The 23,196-nt window shown below is 28.4% G+C and carries 19 protein-coding genes, 9 tRNA genes and 2 rRNA genes; 17 read left to right on the forward strand and 13 right to left on the reverse strand.

Annotated elements, in window-relative coordinates:
- Positions 1–71 precede the first annotated feature (71 nt).
- From M2325_RS06705 to cfbE, 4 genes are all read left to right on the forward strand, one after another.
- On the forward strand, positions 72–659 hold the full coding sequence (locus M2325_RS06705; RefSeq protein ID WP_259052281.1) for an XTP/dITP diphosphatase: 588 nt from the start codon (positions 72–74) through the stop codon (positions 657–659).
- A 306-nt stretch (positions 660–965) separates the two neighbouring features.
- Positions 966–2,093 carry a site-2 protease family protein gene (locus M2325_RS06710; RefSeq protein WP_259052285.1) on the forward strand — a complete coding sequence of 376 codons (1,128 nt, stop codon included), beginning with the start codon at positions 966–968 and terminating at the stop codon, positions 2,091–2,093.
- 254 nt (positions 2,094–2,347) lie between these two features.
- A complete protein-coding gene (gene cofF, locus M2325_RS06715) occupies positions 2,348–3,211 on the forward strand; it encodes a coenzyme gamma-F420-2:alpha-L-glutamate ligase (protein WP_259052289.1) in 864 nt (287 codons plus the stop codon).
- Positions 3,212–3,287: 76 nt separating this feature from the next.
- Positions 3,288–4,736, forward strand: coding sequence for a coenzyme F430 synthase (cfbE, locus tag M2325_RS06720; protein ID WP_209631820.1), 1,449 nt, complete (start codon positions 3,288–3,290; stop codon positions 4,734–4,736).
- Between the two features lie 119 nt (positions 4,737–4,855).
- On the opposite strand, the gene M2325_RS06725 is transcribed toward cfbE, so the two are convergent.
- The 11 genes from M2325_RS06725 to pdxS form a co-directional block, all read right to left on the reverse strand.
- Positions 4,856–6,301, reverse strand: a complete 1,446-nt coding sequence (locus tag M2325_RS06725; RefSeq protein WP_259052292.1) for an HD domain-containing protein — start codon at positions 6,299–6,301, stop codon at positions 4,856–4,858.
- Between the two features lie 296 nt (positions 6,302–6,597).
- A tRNA-Asp gene (locus tag M2325_RS06730) sits at positions 6,598–6,672 on the reverse strand.
- 14 nt (positions 6,673–6,686) lie between these two features.
- Positions 6,687–6,801 (reverse strand): 5S ribosomal RNA (gene rrf / locus M2325_RS06735).
- 13 nt (positions 6,802–6,814) lie between these two features.
- Positions 6,815–6,888: transfer RNA gene (locus M2325_RS06740), tRNA-Lys, on the reverse strand.
- 85 nt (positions 6,889–6,973) lie between these two features.
- Positions 6,974–7,048: transfer RNA gene (locus M2325_RS06745), tRNA-Asp, on the reverse strand.
- A gap of 14 nt (positions 7,049–7,062) precedes the next feature.
- A 5S ribosomal RNA gene (gene rrf, locus M2325_RS06750) occupies positions 7,063–7,177 on the reverse strand.
- 13 nt (positions 7,178–7,190) lie between these two features.
- Positions 7,191–7,264 (reverse strand) — tRNA-Lys (locus tag M2325_RS06755).
- A gap of 5 nt (positions 7,265–7,269) precedes the next feature.
- Positions 7,270–7,343, reverse strand: a tRNA-Tyr gene (locus M2325_RS06760).
- 62 nt (positions 7,344–7,405) lie between these two features.
- A tRNA-Pro gene (locus M2325_RS06765) sits at positions 7,406–7,482 on the reverse strand.
- Between the two features lie 35 nt (positions 7,483–7,517).
- Positions 7,518–7,591 (reverse strand) — tRNA-Thr (locus M2325_RS06770).
- Positions 7,592–7,847: 256 nt separating this feature from the next.
- Positions 7,848–8,753 carry a pyridoxal 5'-phosphate synthase lyase subunit PdxS gene (gene pdxS, locus M2325_RS06775; protein ID WP_209591355.1) on the reverse strand — a complete coding sequence of 302 codons (906 nt, stop codon included), beginning with the start codon at positions 8,751–8,753 and terminating at the stop codon, positions 7,848–7,850.
- A 334-nt stretch (positions 8,754–9,087) separates the two neighbouring features.
- Here pdxS and M2325_RS06780 point away from each other — a divergent pair, with 334 nt between their 5' ends.
- From M2325_RS06780 to M2325_RS06790, 3 genes are all read left to right on the forward strand, one after another.
- Positions 9,088–9,585 (forward strand): CBS domain-containing protein, encoded by a 498-nt coding sequence (locus M2325_RS06780; protein ID WP_259052342.1) that lies wholly within the window; start codon positions 9,088–9,090, stop codon positions 9,583–9,585.
- Between the two features lie 255 nt (positions 9,586–9,840).
- Complete coding sequence (locus M2325_RS06785) at positions 9,841–11,019, forward strand: cation:proton antiporter (protein ID WP_209591356.1); 1,179 nt, start codon at positions 9,841–9,843, stop codon at positions 11,017–11,019.
- Positions 11,020–11,223: 204 nt separating this feature from the next.
- Complete coding sequence (locus M2325_RS06790; RefSeq protein WP_209591357.1) at positions 11,224–11,400, forward strand: ferredoxin family protein; 177 nt, start codon at positions 11,224–11,226, stop codon at positions 11,398–11,400.
- A gap of 208 nt (positions 11,401–11,608) precedes the next feature.
- Here M2325_RS06790 and M2325_RS06795 read toward each other — a convergent pair whose 3' ends face one another.
- Entirely contained in the window at positions 11,609–12,790 is a 1,182-nt protein-coding gene (locus M2325_RS06795) for a TIGR00375 family protein (RefSeq protein ID WP_209631819.1), read from the reverse strand.
- Positions 12,791–13,102: 312 nt separating this feature from the next.
- Between M2325_RS06795 and M2325_RS06800 the strand changes: the two genes are divergently transcribed.
- The 9 genes from M2325_RS06800 to M2325_RS06840 all read left to right on the forward strand — a co-directional run bounded on the left by M2325_RS06800 (position 13,103) and on the right by M2325_RS06840 (position 22,687).
- Positions 13,103–14,626 carry a tRNA pseudouridine(54/55) synthase Pus10 gene (locus tag M2325_RS06800; RefSeq protein WP_209631818.1) on the forward strand — a complete coding sequence of 508 codons (1,524 nt, stop codon included), beginning with the start codon at positions 13,103–13,105 and terminating at the stop codon, positions 14,624–14,626.
- 315 nt (positions 14,627–14,941) lie between these two features.
- The gene (locus M2325_RS06805; protein WP_209591360.1) at positions 14,942–15,235 is read left to right on the forward strand and encodes a 50S ribosomal protein L21e; all 294 of its coding nucleotides are present in this window, start codon (positions 14,942–14,944) and stop codon (positions 15,233–15,235) included.
- 110 nt (positions 15,236–15,345) lie between these two features.
- On the forward strand, positions 15,346–15,669 hold the full coding sequence (locus M2325_RS06810; protein ID WP_209591361.1) for an RNA polymerase Rpb4 family protein: 324 nt from the start codon (positions 15,346–15,348) through the stop codon (positions 15,667–15,669).
- A gap of 278 nt (positions 15,670–15,947) precedes the next feature.
- Positions 15,948–16,544, forward strand: a complete 597-nt coding sequence (locus M2325_RS06815) for a DUF655 domain-containing protein (RefSeq protein ID WP_209591362.1) — start codon at positions 15,948–15,950, stop codon at positions 16,542–16,544.
- A gap of 236 nt (positions 16,545–16,780) precedes the next feature.
- Positions 16,781–17,944 (forward strand): glycosyltransferase family 4 protein, encoded by a 1,164-nt coding sequence (locus tag M2325_RS06820; RefSeq protein WP_259052294.1) that lies wholly within the window; start codon positions 16,781–16,783, stop codon positions 17,942–17,944.
- A 167-nt stretch (positions 17,945–18,111) separates the two neighbouring features.
- The gene (locus tag M2325_RS06825; RefSeq protein ID WP_209631817.1) at positions 18,112–18,786 is read left to right on the forward strand and encodes a precorrin-2 dehydrogenase/sirohydrochlorin ferrochelatase family protein; all 675 of its coding nucleotides are present in this window, start codon (positions 18,112–18,114) and stop codon (positions 18,784–18,786) included.
- A gap of 52 nt (positions 18,787–18,838) precedes the next feature.
- The gene (gene hemA / locus M2325_RS06830; RefSeq protein WP_259052297.1) at positions 18,839–20,050 is read left to right on the forward strand and encodes a glutamyl-tRNA reductase; all 1,212 of its coding nucleotides are present in this window, start codon (positions 18,839–18,841) and stop codon (positions 20,048–20,050) included.
- A complete protein-coding gene (gene hmgA / locus M2325_RS06835; protein WP_259052299.1) occupies positions 20,040–21,308 on the forward strand; it encodes a hydroxymethylglutaryl-CoA reductase (NADPH) in 1,269 nt (422 codons plus the stop codon). The genes hemA and hmgA overlap by 11 nt, the downstream gene beginning before the upstream one ends.
- Before the next feature lie 413 nt (positions 21,309–21,721).
- Positions 21,722–22,687: a hypothetical protein gene (locus tag M2325_RS06840; protein WP_374759689.1), complete on the forward strand. Its 966-nt coding sequence runs from the start codon at positions 21,722–21,724 to the stop codon at positions 22,685–22,687.
- Positions 22,688–22,808: 121 nt separating this feature from the next.
- Here the strand turns inward: M2325_RS06840 and M2325_RS06845 are convergent.
- Positions 22,809–22,882: transfer RNA gene (locus tag M2325_RS06845), tRNA-Thr, on the reverse strand.
- A 137-nt stretch (positions 22,883–23,019) separates the two neighbouring features.
- Between M2325_RS06845 and M2325_RS06850 the strand changes: the two genes are divergently transcribed.
- Positions 23,020–23,092 (forward strand) — tRNA-Gln (locus M2325_RS06850).
- The last annotated feature ends 104 nt before the right edge of the window (positions 23,093–23,196 follow it).

A 23,196-nucleotide genomic window follows, 5' to 3' on the forward strand; every position in this document is an offset into this window, starting at 1 on the left:
GTTGTAATACTATTATATTTTGGTAATATTTTTTAATTAATTTGGAATATTTTAAGGACTATGGTGGAAATATGAAATTATTATTTGCTACAGGAAACATGAATAAAGTTAACGAAGCTAAACTAATTCTAAAAAATTCAAAATATGAAATAGAACAGTTGAAGATACCATATCCTGAATTACAAGGTAATCTTGAAGAAGTAGCTGAATATGGTGCTAAATACGTTTATGATAAATATACGTTAAATAAAAAGATATCTAAAGATGGTTCGGGCATAATTGTAGAAGATAGTGGACTATTTATAGAATCATTACGAGAATTCCCTGGAACATACTCTAAATTTGTTCAAATGACTCTTGGAAATGAAGGTATTTTAAAATTACTTGGCACATGTACGAAAAGAAACGCATACTTTAAAACAGTTATTGGATACTATAATGGCAAAGAACTTAAAACATTTGCAGGAACGGTTGAAGGCAAGATATCCTATAAAATAAGGTCAAATGGATATGGTTTTGCTTATGATAGTATATTCATACCTAAAAATCATGAAAAAACATTTGCAGAAATGTTGCCTGAAGAAAAAAGCGATATTTCACATCGAAAAAATGCTTTTGTTAACTTTAAGAATTATATTGATTCTTTAAATTTAGAATAACTTCAAAAATTCATTAAAAGTTCATAGGTATGATTTTTAGTATATATTATACATTATATAGTATTTATTATGATTATACTTAATATATTCCTTTTATTTCTATCTTCATTTAATTTAAATTTTATTTTTAATTTTTTATTAATCTATTATTAGTTTTTAATGTAATTTTATCAAATAATTATATACATATTAACTGAATAATATACCAAAGTACATATAGGTAATAAACAAAGATTTAAAATATTAAATTATTAAAATAGGTATAAAATATAAATTATTAGACTTTAAGCTAGATAAGGTGTAGAAATGGACTTATCACAAAACATGGTTTTAATAATCTTCATACTATTGTGGATATTATTACTAACTTTAGATAAATTTAAAGAAAAATACAACTTAAAAATAAACTATGAATTAAAAACGTATTTCGTATTTGGTGTTTTAAAAACCAAGATAGGATTAAAATTTATTGATAAAGTGGGAAAATACAAATTTTGGCGTTGGTTGTCTACATTATCAATACCTCTTGCAGTTTTAATAAGTATTTTCGGATTTGTAAATTACCTAATGTCTTCGCTGAGCGTAATTAATGGAAGTATTGAACGTGAAGCTGCAACGCCCGTAATTATGTTATTCGGGAATACCATACCATGGATTGCCGGAATTATCGCTCTTGGGTTAGGAATTACAATTCATGAACTAGCTCACGGTATTGTAGCTAGGTCATTCAATCAAAAAATAAAAAGTACTGGTATATTATTAGCATTAGGGATACCATTAGGTGCTTTTGTAGAATTTACGGAAGAGTATCAAAATTCTGCTAAAAGAGTGCGTGGTTCAGTAGCCGCTGCAGGACCTATATCTAATTTAATACTTGCTTTGTTATTTCTCTTTGCATTACCTTGGGGAACATCATTGGATAGTGATATTATAATATCTAATGTATTAGAAGATAGACCTGCTGAAGGGGTATTGTTTGATAATGATACAATATACTCAATCAATGGCGTCAAAATAAATTCATTGGCGGAATTCCAAAAAGAAGCAAGTAAATTAAAACCCAATACGAGCTCAAATATTGTAGTTATGAGAAACGATGAACTGCTGGATTATAATATAACGACAGATTCTGACGGAAAAATTGGAATAATGGCCATAACTTCGGGTTACGTAAATTTACTCATAAATATCATATATTGGTCATTTATGCTAAATTTATTATTGGCAATATTTAATTTATTACCTGCAATACCGTTGGATGGATACCATATCTGGATATCACTACCCGATACAATACGAGAACTAGGTAATAGTAGAATTACCGACCATATAGCTAATGGATTATCCTACGTTATAAATGATAAAGTACTACATTCAATTGGTTCATTGATTTGGCTACTTATAATTGTAGTAATAATTTATTCATTTATATAATTAAAAATAATATTTATAAATAATATTTATAATCTTTTTTTAAAATTTTTAACATTTTAATTTTATTATATTAGTTACATTACATAGTTGTTTTTAAAATTTTATCATATGATGTCAAAATAATACATAAATTTTAATTAATATAACAAAGATTATATAGTTCATATTTTATCATTAATCATGATAACCAATTTATTAATAAAATACAATAAAAGAAGAACGATATATTAATAAAAATTATTAAAAGGGATAAAATGATAACAATCGTATGTGCGGAGGGTGGTTCAACAATATATGCCTTAAAAAATGCTGTAGAAGGACTTGGACAACCTTGTGAAATATTATTACTTTCAGAAAACAACTTATTAGTAGATGATAGTTTTAAAATAGAAACGGATTTAATACACTCTAGATGTGGTATTGGAGATTATATTGATAGATTAACACTATATTCCTGGCAAGTATTAAAAAATTTAGAAGAAGAAGACTATAAATTCATAAATCCATTATCTACAATCTATAATTCATCAGATAAATTTAAAACCATTAAAATTTTAAATAAAAATGGAATAAAAGTACCAAAAACAGCTCTTATCAGAGATTATGACGATGCAGTACGATTTATAAATAAAAATAATATGGAATATCCGGTAATTTTAAAAAATTCATTCTCAAAATGTGGTATGAAAGTAGAAAAACCGCAGAATGACGAGGAATTAAATGAAATGTCAAAAAATTCAATGTGGGAAAGTAAGTTAATACAAGAATATATAGACTTTAAAGACCCCAAAACTGGATTGTACAAAGATATTAGAGTTTTAGTAGTTGACGGTCAAGTTATAGGTGGCTATAGGCGAATAAGCAACAATTATATAACAAATCTATATAAAGGTGGAGGGATTCAGGAGCTAACCATCAATTCAGAAATAGAAGAATTAGCATTAAAGTGTGCTGAAGTAATGAAAGGGGACATTATGGCAGTAGACTTATTACCTAGAGATAATGAATATAACGTTGTAGAAGTAAATACTGCACCAGGGACGAAAGGTTTTAGACAATTAGGTGTTAATGCTGATGAAATAATAGCAAAATGTTTAATTAACCGTATGAAATGTTAGTTATGCTATTTATGATAGTTATCTTTTATAAAATGGGGGCGATAAAATTTTAAATAAAACTGAAAAAAAGGAAAGTATGGAAAAAATACTCGTGGTAGATATAAATCACGGTGCTTTGGACGTTGCAGAAGAATATCTGTCATATGAAGATTATAATTATTCTAAAAACATAGTAATATGGGATATTTATGGAAAAATTAGTAAATTAGAAGAATTATCGTCCTTAAACGGAATAAACTCATTTTCCAATAAGGATAAAGAAATATATAAAAAATATAATAAATTAAAAGAATTTTATCCAGATTTAAAAATAATAACTAATTTAAAAAATAATTTTGATTATTCAAAATTTAAGGAAGTTATAGCCCCAGTACATTGTCCCATAGATGTTAAATTTAAAACTTTCCATGAAGCAGTTTCTGAAATTATAAATAAAAAATATAACGATATTAAATCTAAAATAATTACCATAACTGGAGTAAAAGGTAAAACATCTACATCTGAATTAATCAATTATATATTGTCAGATAAATACAATGTATATTTACATAATAGTAATAAAGGGTCAATAACACCTACAGAAGTTTTAAATAACTTAAATAACTTAAAAAAAGACGAAAAATTGTCAAAATATGATTATTTCATATTTGAAATATCATTAGGTCTTGTATCTTCGAAATTTGGAGTAATTACTAATATTTTAGAAGAATATAGTATAGCAAAAAATTTAAGAACTGCAAAAGTGAAATTAGATACCCTAAAATTTGTAGAAAATTGCTATATTTTAGAAGAGCTGTTTAAAACTTATAGGAACGATATTAAATCATCAGATATTAAGAATTTAAATCTAAATTTAATAGATGATAAAACACCTAATTTAAAAATTATATCAAAATATCCTTTAAAATTTGAATATATTACTTCAGAAGATGATAATCATGAAATTAATCATATTTTTGAGTTTGATAAAAAAATTTTTGGATTACACCACATTCAAAATAGTATTTTAAGCTATGAAATTTGTAAAAATATGATGAATTCAGACGATATTATTAAAAGGATTAAATCTTTTGAATTAAAAAATAGAATGGAATTAATAGCTAAAAATATATTAAAAAATACCAATCCCGGATTAAATATAAAATCCATATCTAATTCAATGCTAGATTTTATCGAAACTTTTGAAAATCCAATAATATGTATAGGTGGGGACTTTGGGTGTACTTGTGAAGAAATAAATGCAGAAAAATTGTTTGAACAGATTTTAAACTTATTTGCGGATTCTAAAGACAATATAAAATATAATAAAAACGATTCAATAATATTATATTTGTCAGGGGAATTAGGAAATCAATTATTTGACATTTGGCAAAATAAAAAGGCTGATTACGAACAGGATGGCAAACATTTGATTTTTAAAAGGATAAATGGCAAAAAAATAATTAATAAAAAGGATTTAATTGATTTAAGACTTCTAAATGATAAAAATAATTATTTAATAATATATAGAAGTTCTATAATATAATAATATAATAATATAATATAATATAATATAATAATATAATATAATATAATAATATAATATAATATAATATATTATAATAATATAATTTTAGTGCTAGTATTCAATTAATTATATTGTAATTATCTTGATATAATAGATTCGTCGACTAATTTATAATCATATCTATAAATACCACCCATTTGTACAGTTCTTTTCTTAACCATTCCTGAAAACAAAAGTTTTTGTAATTCAGAAGACAGGATAGCCTCACTTAAACCTTTATTTTTTGCATAAGCCATAAATGTAGAATAACCTTTTACAACAGGATTTTCGGCCAAAATATTTATTATAAAGTTATTGTCGAATAATTCCAATTCGTTGACTAATTCATATTCGTCAATTAGGTTGTAAATTATATTCTTTAATTCATATGGCGAATTTTTAATATTATATTTTTGAGTTTGAATACTTTCATTTGAAATTTTATTTGGCTCTGCATAAACACGTACATTCCAAGATTTTTTATATGCAACTTTTAGATTTTGAACCAATGGTGAAACTTCATCCAATCTATGTTTTTTACCATTTATCAAGACTGGAACTTTATTTTCAACAATTTTAGGGGGTTTAGGTATGTCCAAATATAGTTTAAATCCCATTTTATCATATAATAACTCTTCAAGAATTGCCAAATTAGATTCTGTCAAGTTTATTAACTTATAAATTTCTAAAGGTTTTAATTCCCGATAAGGGAACGTAGCAATATTTTTAAATAAATTCCTAGTATCCAACATCTTCATTAATTCTCTACCATAACCTTCAGATTTCCGAAGGGTAAAAACTAAATCGATATCATCCATTATCGATAAATCCTTATTTTTAATAATGCCTTCCTTTAAAATGTCCAAAGTAGCATTTTTTAACATACATTCTGCTATACGGGAGACAGGGTGCATATAAACGGTGGGGTACATTTGATATCTAGCAATAAGTAAAGATTCAATTGCTGAAACCCCTTTCTCTAAAATTCCTAGTGAATTAGAGTCTTCAAAATCCGTTATTGAGCTTATTATACGATGTATATCTATAGAACCATAAGCAACACCGGTATGATAGCTATCCCTTATTAAATAATCCATTCTATCGGAATCCATTTCTCCATGGATTAATTTACCAATTAGACCCTTGGAATTATAAGATTCGAGAACTTCTCTACTTTGATAATTTTCGAAGTTCATCTTTTTTATTTTCTGTCTTGTATAATATTCGTGGTCATAATTATTTACTTCTAAAGTGTGAGAATATGGAGGATGTCCTATATCATGTAAAAGTCCCAATATTCTAATTAAATTAATATCTAAGTTTGGATTATTCAATTTTTTGGCCATTTCTCCTGCCACGTACATCGTACCAAGAGAATGTTCGAATCGTGTATGGTTTGCACTAGGATAAACTAAGCATGTTAATCCTGTTTGTTTGATATTCCTAAGTCTCTGAAAATTTTCGGTGTCCACTATTGAAATTTCAGATTCTTTAACTTTTATATCTTTGTGGATTGGGTCCCGTATAATTTTTGATTTTTCCATAGTAATAAGTTATTTTTAAAAATATATATAGTTTTTTGATTTTTAATTTAAAACTAAGCTTATTCAAAGATTTTCAAATTAAGTAATAAGCGGAAATATCTTAAAATATAAAAAAATAGATTATAAAATAATAGAATATTGGATTCTATAGACATAAAGATATCCGAATAACAAATTTTGATAAAAAAATGACGTCATATCATAAATAAATAATTGTCAAATAAAATTTATAAATGAAAAATAAGTTATAAAAATAAATTATAAAAATAAGTCCTTGGACCATAAAATACAGAAAGCGCCCTGGCCGGGATTTGAACCCGAGTCACAGGAGTGACAGTCCTGTATGATAGGCCGAGCTACACCACCAGGGCATAATAAAAAAAGTGATCGGCAGCGTCATCTTGTTCCCACCATATGGCAGTACTTAAGAAATCGCTGGAGGGCTTAATTTCCGAGATCGGAATGGGATCGGATGGGACACCTCCGCTATGACCGCCGTATCAACAGCTAAAACGGGCCCGAAGGGATTCGAACCCTCGACCGCCTGGTTAAAAGCCAGGCGCTCTACCAGACTAAGCTACGGGCCCAAGTCTAACGAATAGTACTTATTAATTGCTTATGACATTTGTATTCTAAATAGTGCAGATTTTATATTTCAAATTAAATATAAAGCGCCCTGGCCGGGATTTGAACCCGAGTCACAGGAGTGACAGTCCTGTATGATAGGCCGAGCTACACCACCAGGGCATAATAAAAAAAGTGATCGGCAGCGTCATCTTGTTCCCACCATATGGCAGTACTTAAGAAATCGCTGGAGGGCTTAATTTCCGAGATCGGAATGGGATCGGATGGGACACCTCCGCTATGACCGCCGTATCAACAGCTAAAACGGGCCCGAAGGGATTCGAACCCTCGACCGCCTGGTTAAAAGCCAGGCGCTCTACCAGACTAAGCTACGGGCCCAAGAGTCCCGCGAGCCGGATTTGAACCAGCGACATGCGGATCTACAGTCCGCCGTTCTACCAGTCTGAACTATCGCGGGATAATTCTTGGATATGCTTCTGATACGCTATTGCTAACAGTATTCGTATGTATTAAATTAAATGGTGGGCCTGCCCAGATTCGAACTGGGGTTTCAGGATCCCAAATCCCAAAGGATGACCAGGCTACCCCACAGGCCCAAGTAAAAGTCTTAAGTCTATTGCCTAAGAACTCAAGCCCCAGGGGGGATTCGAACCCCCGACCACCTGATTACAAGTCAGGCGCTCTACCAGGCTGAGCCACTGAGGCAATCTTTTATTTTACTTGCACAATGACTAACACCATTATACTATATAAATGTTTCCATCATTTATAAAATTAAATTTATATATATTTAGATATTATTATAAACAACGATATAACATGACTTTTAATTAATTATGACTTACTAATTGTTATGATTGCATTTTGTGACAATTATAATATTCATTACTTTATTAGCTTAATTATGTTTTAAAAAATAAATTATAAAAAAATCAAAAAAGAGACTAATTAAAAAATTTAATTAATTACCCCTTTTTGCTAAAAGTTGCTCTTCAGGTATTTCTTCAATATTGATACCCACCATAGGCTCGCCTAAGTTTTTACTTACGTCTGCGATTAATTGTGGCTTATCGTAGTTGTATGTAGCTTCCACAATAGCTTTTGCTCTTTTTTCAGGGTCTCCAGATTTAAAGATACCTGAACCAACAAATACACCATCACAGCCCATTTGCATCATTAAAGCTGCGTCTGCAGGTGTGGCAATTCCCCCTGCTGCAAAGTTAACTACAGGTAATCTTTTTAATTTTGCAACTTCGTAAACTAAGTCGATAGGTACTTTCAATTCGTTTCTTGCTAATTGAACTAATTCAGCATCTAAACCCATTTCGTAGTAACCTACAACTCTAGCAATACCTTCGTTCATTGCTCGCATGTGTTTTACAGCTTCTACAACATTTCCAGTTCCTGCTTCTCCTTTTGTCCTTATCATAGCAGCTCCTTCATCAATTCTCCTAAGAGCTTCGCCTAAGTTTCTTGCACCGCATACAAAAGGTACTGTGAAAGCCTTTTTAGCGATGTGGTTTACTTCGTCTGCAGGTGTTAAAACTTCGCTTTCGTCAACCATGTCAACGCCTAAAGATTCTAAAACTTGAGCTTCTACATCGTGACCGATTCTTGCCTTTGCCATTACAGGGATTGAAACTGCATCGATTATTTCGAGTATCATTTCAGGGTCGGACATTCTTGCAACGCCACCTTGTGCCCTTATATCTGCAGGAACTCTCTCTAATGCCATAACTGCGGTAGCACCAGCTTCTTCTGCAATTTTTGCTTGTTCAACATTTGTAACATCCATTACAACGCCGTGTTTAACCATTTTTGCAAATCCTCTTTTAAGTACGTCGGTACCAACAAGTTTTTTACTCATTATTTCACCATTTCTGTTATTATTTTTCTGTTTTAACATTTTATTATATGATTTATTTGATTTAATTATGAATTATATTTTTTAACATATTTTCAGAAAATAAATATAATGTACTATATTATATAATTTAATATATACATTTAAAGGTTAAATTTCAAAGTTAATTATAATTATTTTAACTATTCTAATTTATCAATATATATCCAAATATAAAAAATTAATTATATCGAATATTTAGTGGATTTAACTACCCCAATATATCAAAATAATTAATCTAAAAATATATTAATTACTACGACATATAGTGTAGTAGATGTTATTTTACAAAGGTGATATTGTGGAAATCGACACTGCTTTAGAAAAATATCATCACCTAAAAATTAAAGATATAATGCCTAATAAAGACGAAATGCCTATAGTTTGTATAAATGATTCCGTTTTAGACGTATTAAAGTTATTAAGAACAAGGCATCACGTTTGGGTGATTGATACAAAAAATGATAACAATTTAGAGGGTCTTATTAGATACCTAGATGTAATAGATTTTCTATTGCCCCCTAGTAAACATAAGATTTATATGGGAAGCTCAACGTCCATATTAAAATCAATTATTGGTGGCGCAAACACCGTAAAAGAAATATTACAACCAAATCCGTTAACCATTAATCAAAATAATACAGTTCTAGAAGTTTTAACTAAAATGGAACAGTATAAAGTTCAAATTATTGGCGTAGTTGATGACAATAATAAATTAGTTGGAGAAATTAGTTTAAAGATATTAATTAGACAATTTATGGATTTATGTATGTTTTCCACCAATTGTGGTGAATAATAAATTGTCCAACAGTACTTGATTAATTATATACCCCCTTAATATTATTATAATGTTGTTGCATGGTTTAAAGCAAGTTTAATTGGTATTCGTACCGTTTTTATTTTTAATAAATTAACATCCCATATGTGTATAATTCGATTATGGTAAATTATAGTATAAAATCTTTAAAATGTTAAATTAGATTGAATTGTTAAATAAATTTAAAATAAAAAGATAAAAAACTAAAAAATTTTATATATATCGGTGGTTCAAATGGATTACAGCTGGGTTTTACTAACCCTGGGCATTTCACTAATTGCGGGAAAATTAGGCGACCATTTTATGGAAAAATTAAAATTGCCTGGCGTATTGGGTGAAATATTAATGGGTATGTTTCTTGGAAATTTAATATACTTTGGATTTATTGATGGAAACCATCTTACACTACATAATAATGAAATATTTGAATTTTTATCAAAATTAGGAATCATATTTCTATTATTTCTAGGTGGTTTAGATACTAACATCGCTGAAGTTAAAAAAACCGGTGCAATAGCTACTGTATCCACAGTTTTTGGTGTTTTATTTCCATTAGTCATGGGGTATCTTGCATTAGTCTCGGTGGGTTATCCCTCACAAGAAGCATTCGCTGCGGGAGTTATACTAACTGCAACTAGTATTGGCCTTACAGTTCGTGTTATGATGGATTTAGGTGTTTTAAAAACAGATGTGGGTTATGCTTCATTGAGTGCAAGTATTATGGACGACTTTTTAGGGATTATGTTGATAATATTTGTAGTAGGAATGGGCGACTTAACTTCTTTATTCGGTAAATTAGGGCTATTTGTAATTATTGGGTTTATAGGCTGGAAACTTATTGGCAAATATATATCATTTGCCGAAAAATTGCATGTCCAAAGAGGGATTCTTTCATTTATATTGGCATTATTGTTTATATTTTCATTCCTTGCAGAAAATTGGTTTGAAGCAGCCATTGAAGGCTCCTTCTTAGCAGGCTTGATTCTTTCAAAAACTCCCGAAGGTAAAGCTGTAATGAACGATGTAAAAACTATTGGTTACAGCTTCTTAATACCATTATTCTTCGTATATACAGGTGCTAGTTTGGATTTGGGCGTTTTTGGAAACTACGATGCTCTAAGCTTAGCAGTAATACTTACTGTGGTAGCAGTAATAAGTAAAGTTGTAGGTAGAGGATTAGGCGCCAAACTTATGGGCTGGACTACAAAAAAGTCATTACAGATGGGTATTGGCTCAATTCCTCGTGCAGAAATAGCCCTCATAAACTTAATGGTTGCAGTTAATGCAGGTATTATTTCAGCAGGTAATGTTCCAAAATTTATCGCAGCTACGCTAATATTTATCACAGTTTCAATATTAATAACTCCTCCACTACTAAAATGGGCTTTTAAAGACGAATGTACTTTAAATTAAAACTAACTTCACCGAACAATATATATTTAAAATTATAAAACTATGAAAAATTATAAAAAATAGTGAATAAAAACCTCATAAGCCATAAGTTAAATTAAATCACTATTTTTTTATAGTAAAATAGTATTTAATATAATACAACATATATTATTATCTAAATAACTAATAAATATAAAAATAATAAGCTAAATTATTGGTGATATTATGGTATACGCTGTAAACGCTGACGAATGTATTGCATGTGGAGCATGTGTTCCTGTATGTGCTGTTGAAGCAATTTCAGAAATGGACGATGGTAAAGCAGTTATCGAAGCTAGTAAATGTAACGATTGCGGAGATTGCGCTGATGTATGTCCTGTTGAATGTATAAAACAACAGTAAATAGTAAACTATAATGTTAAAAGTAATTATTAATTAATTTACTAATTATTAATTATTTTTAGACATACTAAACTTACCATACTTTTTAAATTCTATTTTTTAACGTTGTGAAAAGTATTATTAAATTTAAAACTAAAAATATAACTAAAACCATATTTAAAAAATTAAAAATAATTATTAAAAGAATATTTTTTTAATAACGATATTATTAACCCATCCAGTTTTCCAGCGTGGTTTTTTGCTCGTATCTTTTGATTTTTACAGGATTTTTAGATATATAACCATATTCTCCACCGCCACCAGGGTATATATTTATGGTATTATTTCTAAATTTTTCTATTGTTTGCCCTACAGTCTCGTGTATGGCTTTTAACTCATGTATATCCGATTTTGTGAGTATTTCAATTTCATTTTTAAAGTTACCCAAGTATTTATCATATAAAGTTTGAACAGATTTTGTATTTATACCTTTATCTATTGAAAACGATATTATTTCAGCCAAAGGTATTATTTTATGATAAGGAGGTCTAAAACTAGGATGAATTACTTTATTGTCCTTGGAAAGCTCCCCAGAACGTTCTAGTACTCCTTTCTTAATAGTGCCCCCACATTCTTTACATTTGAATTTGAATTTAATTGCGTCGTCAATATCATATCTTAAATAGCATCTAGTGCATGCCGTTGTATGGTATTTACCCAAATTAGGGTCTAAACCATAATTAGCAACTATTTTATTATTTTTTATCGCATTCTTAATTTCTTCAAAATTATGTTCAACATCTCCAACACTAGAAATTTCCATTTGATTAAATTCCCTACCCATTCTATGAGGATAAAAAGAATGTGCGTCAGAATTACTTAAAAAAGGTATATCCCGTAGTTCTTCGACCATGTCTGCCATATCGGTATCTGCAGATAACCCCAATTCAATATAATCTGGTTTTTTACCATAACAGTCATAAACTGAATCGTATGTTTTATAAAGACTAGTCCAGGGTGTAAAAACGTGTGCGGGACCTATTAGACCACCCAAATCCTTTACAATATCCATTATTTGCTTACCGTCCAACGAAACATTTGGTCTACCTTCATAACTTATATTTTTAGAGTATTTTGAAAAATAATCTATTAACTCGGCTGTTTGACCCAAATTAGGCAAGATTATTAAATGATGAACTCTAAATTTGTCCTCTACTTCGGTTGTTAATACCAGATTGTCATTTAAATGGTTTTTTATCTCATCCAACCATTTTGGATTTAAACAGTCCCCTGTTCCAATTATGTCCAAACCTTTTAACTTTCCATATTTTACAATATTTTCTATACTCATGAATTTAGAGGTTCCCATTGAATATTTTGAATGTAAGTGTAAATCGATGTTTGCTATCATTTTATCACAGATATTTTAAATTAATTGACTAATTGACTAATTGATTAGTTGATTAACTGGTTAGTTTAATAAATTTAATAAAGTTATTATATGTTATTATAAGGCAACAAATTTAAGTTTGTAAATTAATTATGCAATTTTTATTTTAGTATTACAATATGCTAAATTAATATAGTATAATATCTCGTTATATTTTATAATATTGTATAATATCTTATAATATTTTATAATATTTTATAGTATATCGTACTAACTTATAATATAATTACGTATTAATTATCATGATTTACAGGACTACTTATTGGTGACATTATGGACTATGAAAACAAAATATTACAAAAATATAATCTATGTAATAGATGTTACGGCAGAATTTACGCCAAATTAATGAGAATGGGTAATAAAGATAGAGGAACTTCAATAAAAACTGTTATTGCAATGAACTTTGAAAAAAAACTCAAAGAATTATTTGAAGAAAAAAATATGATTATTGAATCATCCACTCAAACTCCATTGTCTGAAACTGATGAAGAAAAAATAAAAAAAATTGAAGAAGAAATATACGAAATTCAAAAAAATTTGACAATTCTAAGAAAAACTGGTTTAAATGGAATTAAAAATGAATATATTATCGAAGAATTGTTAAAAGATGAAATTGAAGAGCAGAAAAACGAAAAAAATAAAGACGAAGATAAAAAAGAAAGTAAAGACGATGTGGAAAACGTTGATAATACTCCATTAACACCCGAACAAAAGTGTCCTTGGTGTAAAGATGTATTTAATCCCGAAAATCTTGAAGAAATATCCAATAAAATCGTAGAAGCTCTTTCAGAATATGAATTTGATAAATTTTTAATAGGTACCAGGTTACCAAAAAGAATGAAAGAATTAGAAAAAGATTTAGAAGTTAACTTTAACGAAAGTAACATGGAAAGTTTAAGAAATGAATTTGGTAGGGAATTAGGCAAAATTTTAACAAATAAGTTGAAAAAGCCCGTCGATAAGGAAACCCCTGATATTGTAGTCATGGTAAACCCTTATAACCAAAAAATATACTTGCAGATAAACCCAATATTTATTAAAGGTAGGTATAAGAAAACAAAAAGAGGAATTCCTCAAAGCCATTGGGACTGTAGAAGTTGCAGGGGCAGAGGATGTGAAAAATGTAATTTCACAGGTAAACAGTACCCCACATCTGTTGAAGAAATAATAGCAGAACCTGTGATGAATATAGCAAAAGGTAGTGGAGAAGCGCTACATGCTGCAGGGCGTGAAGATATAGACGTGAAAATGCTTGGAAAAGGTAGACCTTTCGTTATAGAAATAAAAGAGCCAAAAATTAGAAAAATGGATTTAGATAAAATTACAGAAGAAGTAAATAATAGTGAAGGCGTAGAGATATCAAATTTAGAATATGGTGTAAAAAACGACGTAAGATTCTTCAAAAACGAACCCCATACAAAAACTTACTGTGCTCTAGTATCAATAGTTGAAGAAAAAATAGAAAACTATAATTTTGAAGAAGAAAGCATTAACGAATTACCAGAAAAGCTTGAAAATTTAAGAATCGACCAAAGAACACCCCATAGGGTATCACATAGACGTGCAGATTTAGTAAGAGTTAGAAATGTTTATAAAGCTTGGTGCGAACCAATTGATAACAAATTATTTAAATTGACTGTTTACTGTGATGGGGGATTATATATTAAAGAATTAATAAGCGGAGATGAAGGAAGAACCAAACCTTCAATATCTGAAATTTTAGGAGTCCCTTGTTACTGTAAACTACTTACAGTTATGGATGTTCATGATGAAAATAATCCTGCAAATTATTAAACATCCTTAGATTTTAAATTTTTGAAAAAAATATAAATATTAAAAATTATAATTAGTACACGTTATAGCACAGAAAATATGATAACGTAAATTATTAATGAATGTATAGGAATAAATATATATATGTAAAATATATATGTAAAAAGATATATTAATCATGGTCATACTATTCATGTTTAATTCGTTATTAATCAAAATCCCAAATAAAATTCTAAAAATTAATTTGGGATAGATTTAGAATATGACGCCAATATGGACCCAATATTTTAAATTCTTGGATTAAATAAGTTTATATAGAAACAGCGAGGAGAAACTATGCAAAAAAGCGAAGGATTTAGAAGCAAAACAAGATACAAATTACAAAAACACCCTAGACAAAGAGGCTTATTCCCATTGACTAGAGCTTTAAGAGTTTACAAAGTGGGAGAAACCGTTCACGTTGTATTGGACCCTTCAGTACAAAAAGGTATGCCACACCCTAAATTCCACGGTAAAACTGGAAAAATTGTTGCTCAAAGAGGTAGTTCATACTTAGTTAAAGTTAAAGATGGTGGAAAATACAAAGATATCATCGCAAGACCTCAACACTTGAGAGAATCAAAAGCATAATCTAACTAATTAAAACTACATATTTAAACTAAATATCTAAATATTTCATTTATTTTTTTAATTATATTGTAACGATTTAAATTTACGAATTTTTAATTTTGGTGAACAGAATGATTGGTAAAAAACTATTGGCTGAAAAATACACCACAATTGCTAACGCTACAGAAATTATGAACGCGAGAGCAGTTATTGATGAAATGTCATATGAAAATGGCTGTGCATTAGACTATTTAAACAAATTTTCAGTATTGACAAAAGAAGAAGCTGAAGAGCTATACGAAGAACTCACGAGTTTAGGTTTAGATGAAAAAGATGTTATAAAGGTTATAGACATACTACCTGTTGATATGGAAGATTTAAAGGCCGTATTCTATAAAAAAGATGCTCCTGAAAATTCAGAAGCTATATTAGACGCAATCTGTAAATTAATCTAAATAAATATGAATAATTAATTTACAAATCTATTTTACGATATTTATTTTAAAATATATTATCAAATATAAATTTACGAGACTTAACACTTTTTAACACTTTTTATAATGGTTTAATATCTTTTTTATATTTTATATTTATATTTTTTAATCAATCTCTTAAAATCAATACATTTTTATGCTTCGGCAAAGATAAATAATATATTATTTTATTAAAAATTAAAATATTAATCATAACTACGGTAAAAAAATATCATAGAGTTGCTTAATGGGGGCAAAATATGCAAAAAACCCGTAAAAATTACAGAAGAGAATTTGAGGATTATGCTTATGTACTAGATTTTTTACCCTATGGACGTTGTGAAGACACTAGACCAGACTATAAAAAAAAGGGATTAGTGCAAGCTTTTGGTGAGAAAAACTTTGTATTAATGGAATTAGAGTTAAAAGATGATGTGGATATTGATTTAGCAGAAAAATTATACATTGGCAAACATAATCGTGAAAAGGTAAGTCATGTGTTAAAAATGATAAAATACGAAGAATTGTCAAGAACCTCCAAATTAGAGTTGGTTCACGTAATAAAAGAATCAATTTTTAACCAGGAAAATAGATTTATAGATTTTTTAAATACTTGTGATGCAATAAGTCCTAGATTACATTCATTGCAAATACTACCAAGCGTGGGTAAAACTGCCATGTGGAAAATATTAGAAGAGAGAGAGAAAAAGCCATTTGAAAATTTTGCGGATTTTGAAAAAAGAGTTCATAAACATAATATTGTAGATGTGGTTGCTCAAAGAATTGAAGAAGAGTTGAAAGAAACGCAAAAACATTATTTATTTATAAAGTGGAAGAATAATACATCTAAAAAATAAAAAATAAAAAATAATCATGTTATAATTTTAAAAATAAATTTAAATTACCTTAATTTCTATTTTAATCCTTACTCTTATTTTATTTTTAAGTTTGTTTCAGCATTTATTTTTACATTTATTCGATAACTAAGTACATTTAGAAATTATTTTGTATATGTTTTAATAATAAAATAACATATTATTATGAAATTATACAATAACACATGTTGTGCTTAAATTAACCAGATGGTGATTTTTTGAAAGTCCTAATTCCTGCGATATATCACCCCTATCCGGGCGGTATATCAATACATGTTGAAAATCTAATAAAAAATATGAATCTATTGATAAAAGAAAATAATTATGGCGTTAATTTTAATAATTTAAACACGTCTGAAATAGAATTTCATATTTTAAACTACAAAAATAAAACAAAAGAATTTCAAAATGATATAGAAAACATAATTATACATGATGTTCCACATGTCAAAAAATTAAGGGGTCCAACTTATTACTTAAAAGGATATAAAATAGGTTCTAAAGTAATAAAAAACCACAATATAGATTTAATACATAGCCATTATGCGTTCCCCCAAGGGTATTTAGGAGCCAAATTAAGTAAAAAGTACAATATACCCCATATTTTAACGTTACACGGTAGTGACGTTATGAAATTATCAAAAAATCCCGTTGGAAAACCATTTTTCAAATACGCCATTCAAAATAGTAATGAGATAATATGTGTAAGTGAATACTTAAAAAAAGAAGTTCAAAATGAAAATAATGTTTCAAAAGTCACAAAAATATACAATGGAATAAATTTAAACATTTTTAACAATGAAAAAATCTCTGATGAAAATTATGGGCTATTTATTGGTGCATTTATAGAGCAGAAAGGCATAAAAACGCTGATTGAAGCCATTACGTTAGTAAATAAAAAAATGGGGCAGGAATCCAATTTTAAATATAAATTAGTAGGTAGTGGAAAACTACTAAATGAAATTAAAGATATGATAAAAAAGAATAATTTAAAAAATGTAGAAATAATGGGTCAAAAAGACCAGCTTGAAGTATCTAAATTAATTAAAAATTGCAGTTTTTTAGTTTTACCATCCAAATCTGAAGGAATGGGGATTGTATTATTAGAGGCTATGGCATGTCAAAAACCCGTTATAGGTACCTCAGTTGGCGGAATACCCGAATTGATAAAACAAAATCACAATGGGTATATTATAGATTCAGATGATATCAATTCCTTAGCAGATATTATGATAAAATTTATTGAAAATCCAAATGTACGGGAAAAATTTGGAAATAACGGATATAATCTTTCAAAAAACTATTCTTGGAAAAATAACGCCGAAGAGACTCTTAAATTATATGAACAGCTATATTTGCAGAATAAAAATAATAAAAATTAAAATTAGAAATAAATTAAATAAAAAATAGCTTAATAATTTAATAGGAAATCAGCTCCAATAATAACTAATTGTAAAAAACATTTCAAAAATAATTAATACTAAAAACTTAAAAAGTATTAACTACATATTATAAAACAAAACAAATGTAAACTCAAAAGATAGATAGTATGATACCATTTTTTTTAGATTTAAAAGACTTTAAAGTAGCGGTTTTTGGATACGGGGACGTTTCAAAACGAAGAATATCTAAACTAATAGAAAGTAGTGCAAAAATTGATGTTTACTCTCTTGAAAACGTCGAAATATCAAAAGATTATACATATAAGGATATAACATACAAAAATTGTGATATCAATAAACTAACAAATCAAGAGTTAGAAGCTTTAATAAAAAAATATGACATAATTATAACTTCGATAGATAAAAAAAATAACGAAAGAATTGTAAAAATTTCAAAAAATCTAAAAAAAATGATTTCATCATCCACTTTTGAATCAGAAATAAATTTTATTATTCCTGCATATTATAAAAAGGACGATATTTGTTTTTCCATATATACAGGCGGTAAAAGTCCTTTAGTTGCTCGAGAAATTAGAAAATTAGTTCAAAATTATTTAAATGATAATGAATTAGAAATTGAAATTCAGGAAAAAGTTAGAGAATTGTTAAAAAATAATGGGAAAAATAAAAAGGAAAATCAAAATGGAGCATTATGTGATACTAATATTTTTAAAAATCAATCTGATAGGAAAGAAATATTAGAATTAGCATTTAACGATGAAAATTTTAAAAGAAAGATTTTAAATCTAATAACCGAATATTCTAAAAATAAAAATAAATAATTAAAAAATAATATAATCATATTTCATTTTTATAAAAGTACTAGGTGTATGTATGTTATTGTTTAAAGCAGACCATAAATCTTTTTCTATTGATGAATTGGAAAAATTAAGACAGGATGAAGAGGAATTTTATAAAAAACATAAACATTGTGTGTTGGTTCAAACCTGCAATAGGATAGAAATCTATTTTGATGACCTACAATACCAATATATGAAAGAATGTAAAAAAGGCTTAAACAATGACCAATATATAGCCAAATTAATAGAAGAATTCAAAAATTTTGAAATTATTCGAGGAAAAGAATCAATTATCCATTTTCTAAATGTGGCATGTGGTATCGAATCAATGGTCGTAGGGGAAGACCAAATTCTAGGGCAGATTAAAAAAAGCTTACAAAGTTCAAAAGAAAAAGGAAAATGTACCAAATACTTAGAACTAGTTTTTTTAAAAGGAATCCATGTTGGACAAAGAGTCAGAGCGGAAACTAAGATAAATGAGGGTAGTGTATCCATAGGTAGTGCAGCGTTAGAATTAGTAGAAAAAAACTTTGGATTGGAAAACAAGAATATTTTATTAATTGGAGCTGGTGAAATGGGAACATTAGTTGCTAAAACACTAGCTGAAAAAAATATAAAAGCAGTTATAATATCAAATCGTACATATGAACGTGCAGAAAGACTTGCAAAGGAATTAAAAGGTATTGCAATTAATTTTGATAAATTAAAGGAAGCAATAAATTACAGCGATGTGATTATATGTGCTACTGCATCTCCACATACAATATTACATAAAAAAGATTTAGAAGATATTCAAAATTCTGGGTCATTAGGTGCAAAGATTATAGTGGATATAGCGAACCCTCGAGATGTAGAAGAAAGTGTTTCAGAGCTTGAAAGTATAACATTGTATACAATTGATAATTTAAGAGAAGTTTCAGATACCAATTTAAAGAAAAGAATGGAAGAAATGCCAAAAGTACATAATATTATAACTCAAGAGTATGAGGTACTACTTAAAAACCTTGAAAAATTAGATATAGAAGAAATATTAAAAGATTTAAATAATTATTTGGAAGAAATTAGAGTTAAAGAAGTAAATAAGGCTATAAAATTAGTAAAAAATAACCCTCAAAAAGCTGAAGAAATATTTAAAAATTTCTCAAAATCGCTTACTAAAAAAATTTCTCACGATTATGTAAATTATTCCTGCAATACTTCAAAAGATAAGCTTATTAACTCCATCTGGTGGAAAAATGAACAGTAATGAAATTAAAAATAAAAACGATAAATTCGAAGAATTAAATTCTAAAGAAATTGAAGAAGTAGTTGAAAAATTAATTAAAAAAGAATTAAAAGTTTATCAGTTGGATAAGTTAATTGGCGAAAAGAATGCGGTTGTAGTTAGGAGAATATATCTTGAAAAGTTGTCCAATGTAAAAACAGAACATATCGGTCAATATACGATTGATGAAAAACCTGCTATGCAAAAGAACATTGAAAATATGATAGGTGCAATACAAGTGCCTCTTGGTTTTGCAGGTCCTTTAATTGTTAATGGAGAATATGCAGAAGGCGAATTTCAAATACCTTTAGCTACGACTGAAGGTGCCTTAGTTGCTTCCATAAATAGAGGTTGTAGTATTATATCAAAATGTGGGGGCTCGACAGTTAGAGTAATTGGGGATAAAATGACCCGGGCACCAATTATCGCTACAAAATCAGTCTCTGACGCTTTAAAACTAAAAAATTGGATTGAAGAAAACTTCGATAAAATAAAAGAAGTTGCAGAAAGCACAACTAGACATGGTAAATTAATAGATGTATCGCCAGTCATAATCGTTGGAAAAAATGTTTATCCTAGATTCTGCTTCACTACAGGCGATGCAATGGGTATGAATATGGTTACAATAGCTACTGAAAGAGTATGCAATCTTTTAGAAGAAGAAATGGCAAAATTAGGAATTAAAATAAGTACTGTTGCATTGAGTGGTAATGTATGCGTAGATAAAAAACCATCAGCAATTAATTTAATAGAAGGTAGGGGTAAAAGTATAGTGGCAGAAGTATTTTTAACTGAAGAAATGGTAAATAAATACTTAAAAACTACATCAAAAGCTATTGAATATGTAAACACCAATAAAAATTTAATAGGCTCTGCAATTGTAAATTCTTTAGGATTTAATGCCCATTTTGCTAATATAATAGGTGCTTTATTTTTAGCCACAGGTCAAGATGCTGCACACGTTGTAGAGGGTAGTATGGGAATAACTACTGCGGAATGTCAAGACGATGGATTATATTTCTCAGTTACATTGCCCGATGTACCAATAGCAACCATTGGTGGGGGCACTAGAGTTGAAACTCAGCAGGAATGCTTAAAAATATTGGGATGCGCAGGTAATGGAAACAGTAAAAAATTTGCAGAAATAGTTGCTTCAACAGTTTTAGCCGGTGAATTATCACTAGTTGGTGCGTTAGCAGCAGGACATTTGGCAAAAGCGCATTCAGAATTGGGAAGATAATATATTTTTAATTTAAAAAATAAATTTATTCCCGGTTATTTTTTATAGATTATATTTTATGTTTTATTTTATGTTTTATTTTTTAATTTACTTAATTTTTTATTCTTTTTTTACATTGTTTAAAACCATATCAAAGTTATTAATGTACGTCATTAATTTTTTTAAATAAATTTGTTTAACTTCTCAAAGGTATTAATTATTAGTATGATATACGAACGCAAATGTGGCTGTTTAAAAGTAATATCTAAATGATATAAAATAATTCTATTTTGCAAAATTTCACAAAAATAGTTCAAATAATTTACATGTACATACATATGTTTCAAAACCATATCAAAAAGGGTATATGGTGTAAAGAATATAAAAATAATATGGACTATGTTGACTATAATAAATCATATTATGGGGATATTATGTTTAGCTTTTTAAAATCAAAAAAAACTATTGAAAATTACCTGAAAAACATCAAAAGCGATAATATACTCACCATTAAACTATCTGAACCATTAAATTGCCTATTAGATTATACATACAATTTTAAATGGCAAAGTAATTTTGATGAGAATCATGAGATAATGCCAAACTCTAAAATATCATACAAAAAATTAGTTGAATTTATAAAAAACCCAAAAAATGTTATAATTATTGAGGGAAATGTTGGGAAAAGATTTTGTAGTTCACTAGGTGCTGATTTAAAGTATTTTGGAGGCTCTGGAGACATCGTTAATTCAGGTACGGTTATTATAAATGGGGATATCGACACAAGATGTGGAATAAGCATGGTTTCTGGCGTAATCTATCAGAGTAAAAAATATAAAATTAAAGAACCAGTGGGTAATATAATAGAAATTGAAAGCGATATTAAAGATTATAAAAAGTTCGTATCGATTACTGATTTCTTAAAAAATGGAAATTCCAAAGGTTACAAGATATTAAAGCCCAATAGGATAATATCTGAAAATTTAATAATTTCCGATAATATAATTAGAGATACGGTGGGAGCTAGACTTGATGAAGATTACATCGTAACTGTTGAAGGCAATGTGGATTTAAGTACAGGTATTTTAATGAAAAAAGGTAAAGTTATCATTAATGGAGATGCAGGTAAAAATACTGGTGCAGTATTAAGGGGTGGTACGGTTATTATAAATGGGAAAACAGCGGATTTTACAGGCTCAGATATGAAAGATGGTAACATAATTGTCAGAGAAGATGCGGGCAAATATCTAGCAGCAAAAGCTAAAAATGGGCATATATACTCAAAAACCGGAAGTTCCATACCACCATTTAAAAAATACCCATTGAATGAATTTGATAAAAAATTTCTAAAAAGTAATGGAATTAACAATTTAAAAGATTATTGGAAATTTTCTAAATAATCATATAGTAATATTTTCTTAAATTTTTTTATTTTAATTTTTAATCTTCAGTAAAATAACATATTTGAAAATAGTATCAATATATTTAAATTAATAAATTCTTTCGTAGTATATTAAAAAAAGCCTCAGGCGGGGTTTGAACCCGCGGCCTCCTGCTTACCAAGCAGGCGCTCTACCAGGCTGAGCCACTGAGGCATTAACATCTTACTTCAATAAGCCATTTTAACTATATATAGTTTTCGATGAATAGCCTATAGAAACATTTATATATTATAAATACCTTTCCTATTATGAAGTTAGTTAAAAATATCAAAACTTCATTAATGCAGTATAGCCCGGTAGTGTAGAGGCCAATCATTCGGGTCTTTGGAACCTGAGACCGCGGTTCGAATCCGCGCCGGGCTACTTTTTATTTTAGAAATATATATTTATAAATTTAAATTTATAAATATATGGCATATTGATAAAGATATTATTTTAAAAAATAACTATAAAAATAAATATAATAA

Origin of the sequence: Methanococcus voltae PS (assembly GCF_024807035.1) — an archaeon.
Taxonomy (GTDB): Archaea; AGJL01; Methanococci; order Methanococcales; family Methanococcaceae; genus Methanococcus; species Methanococcus voltae.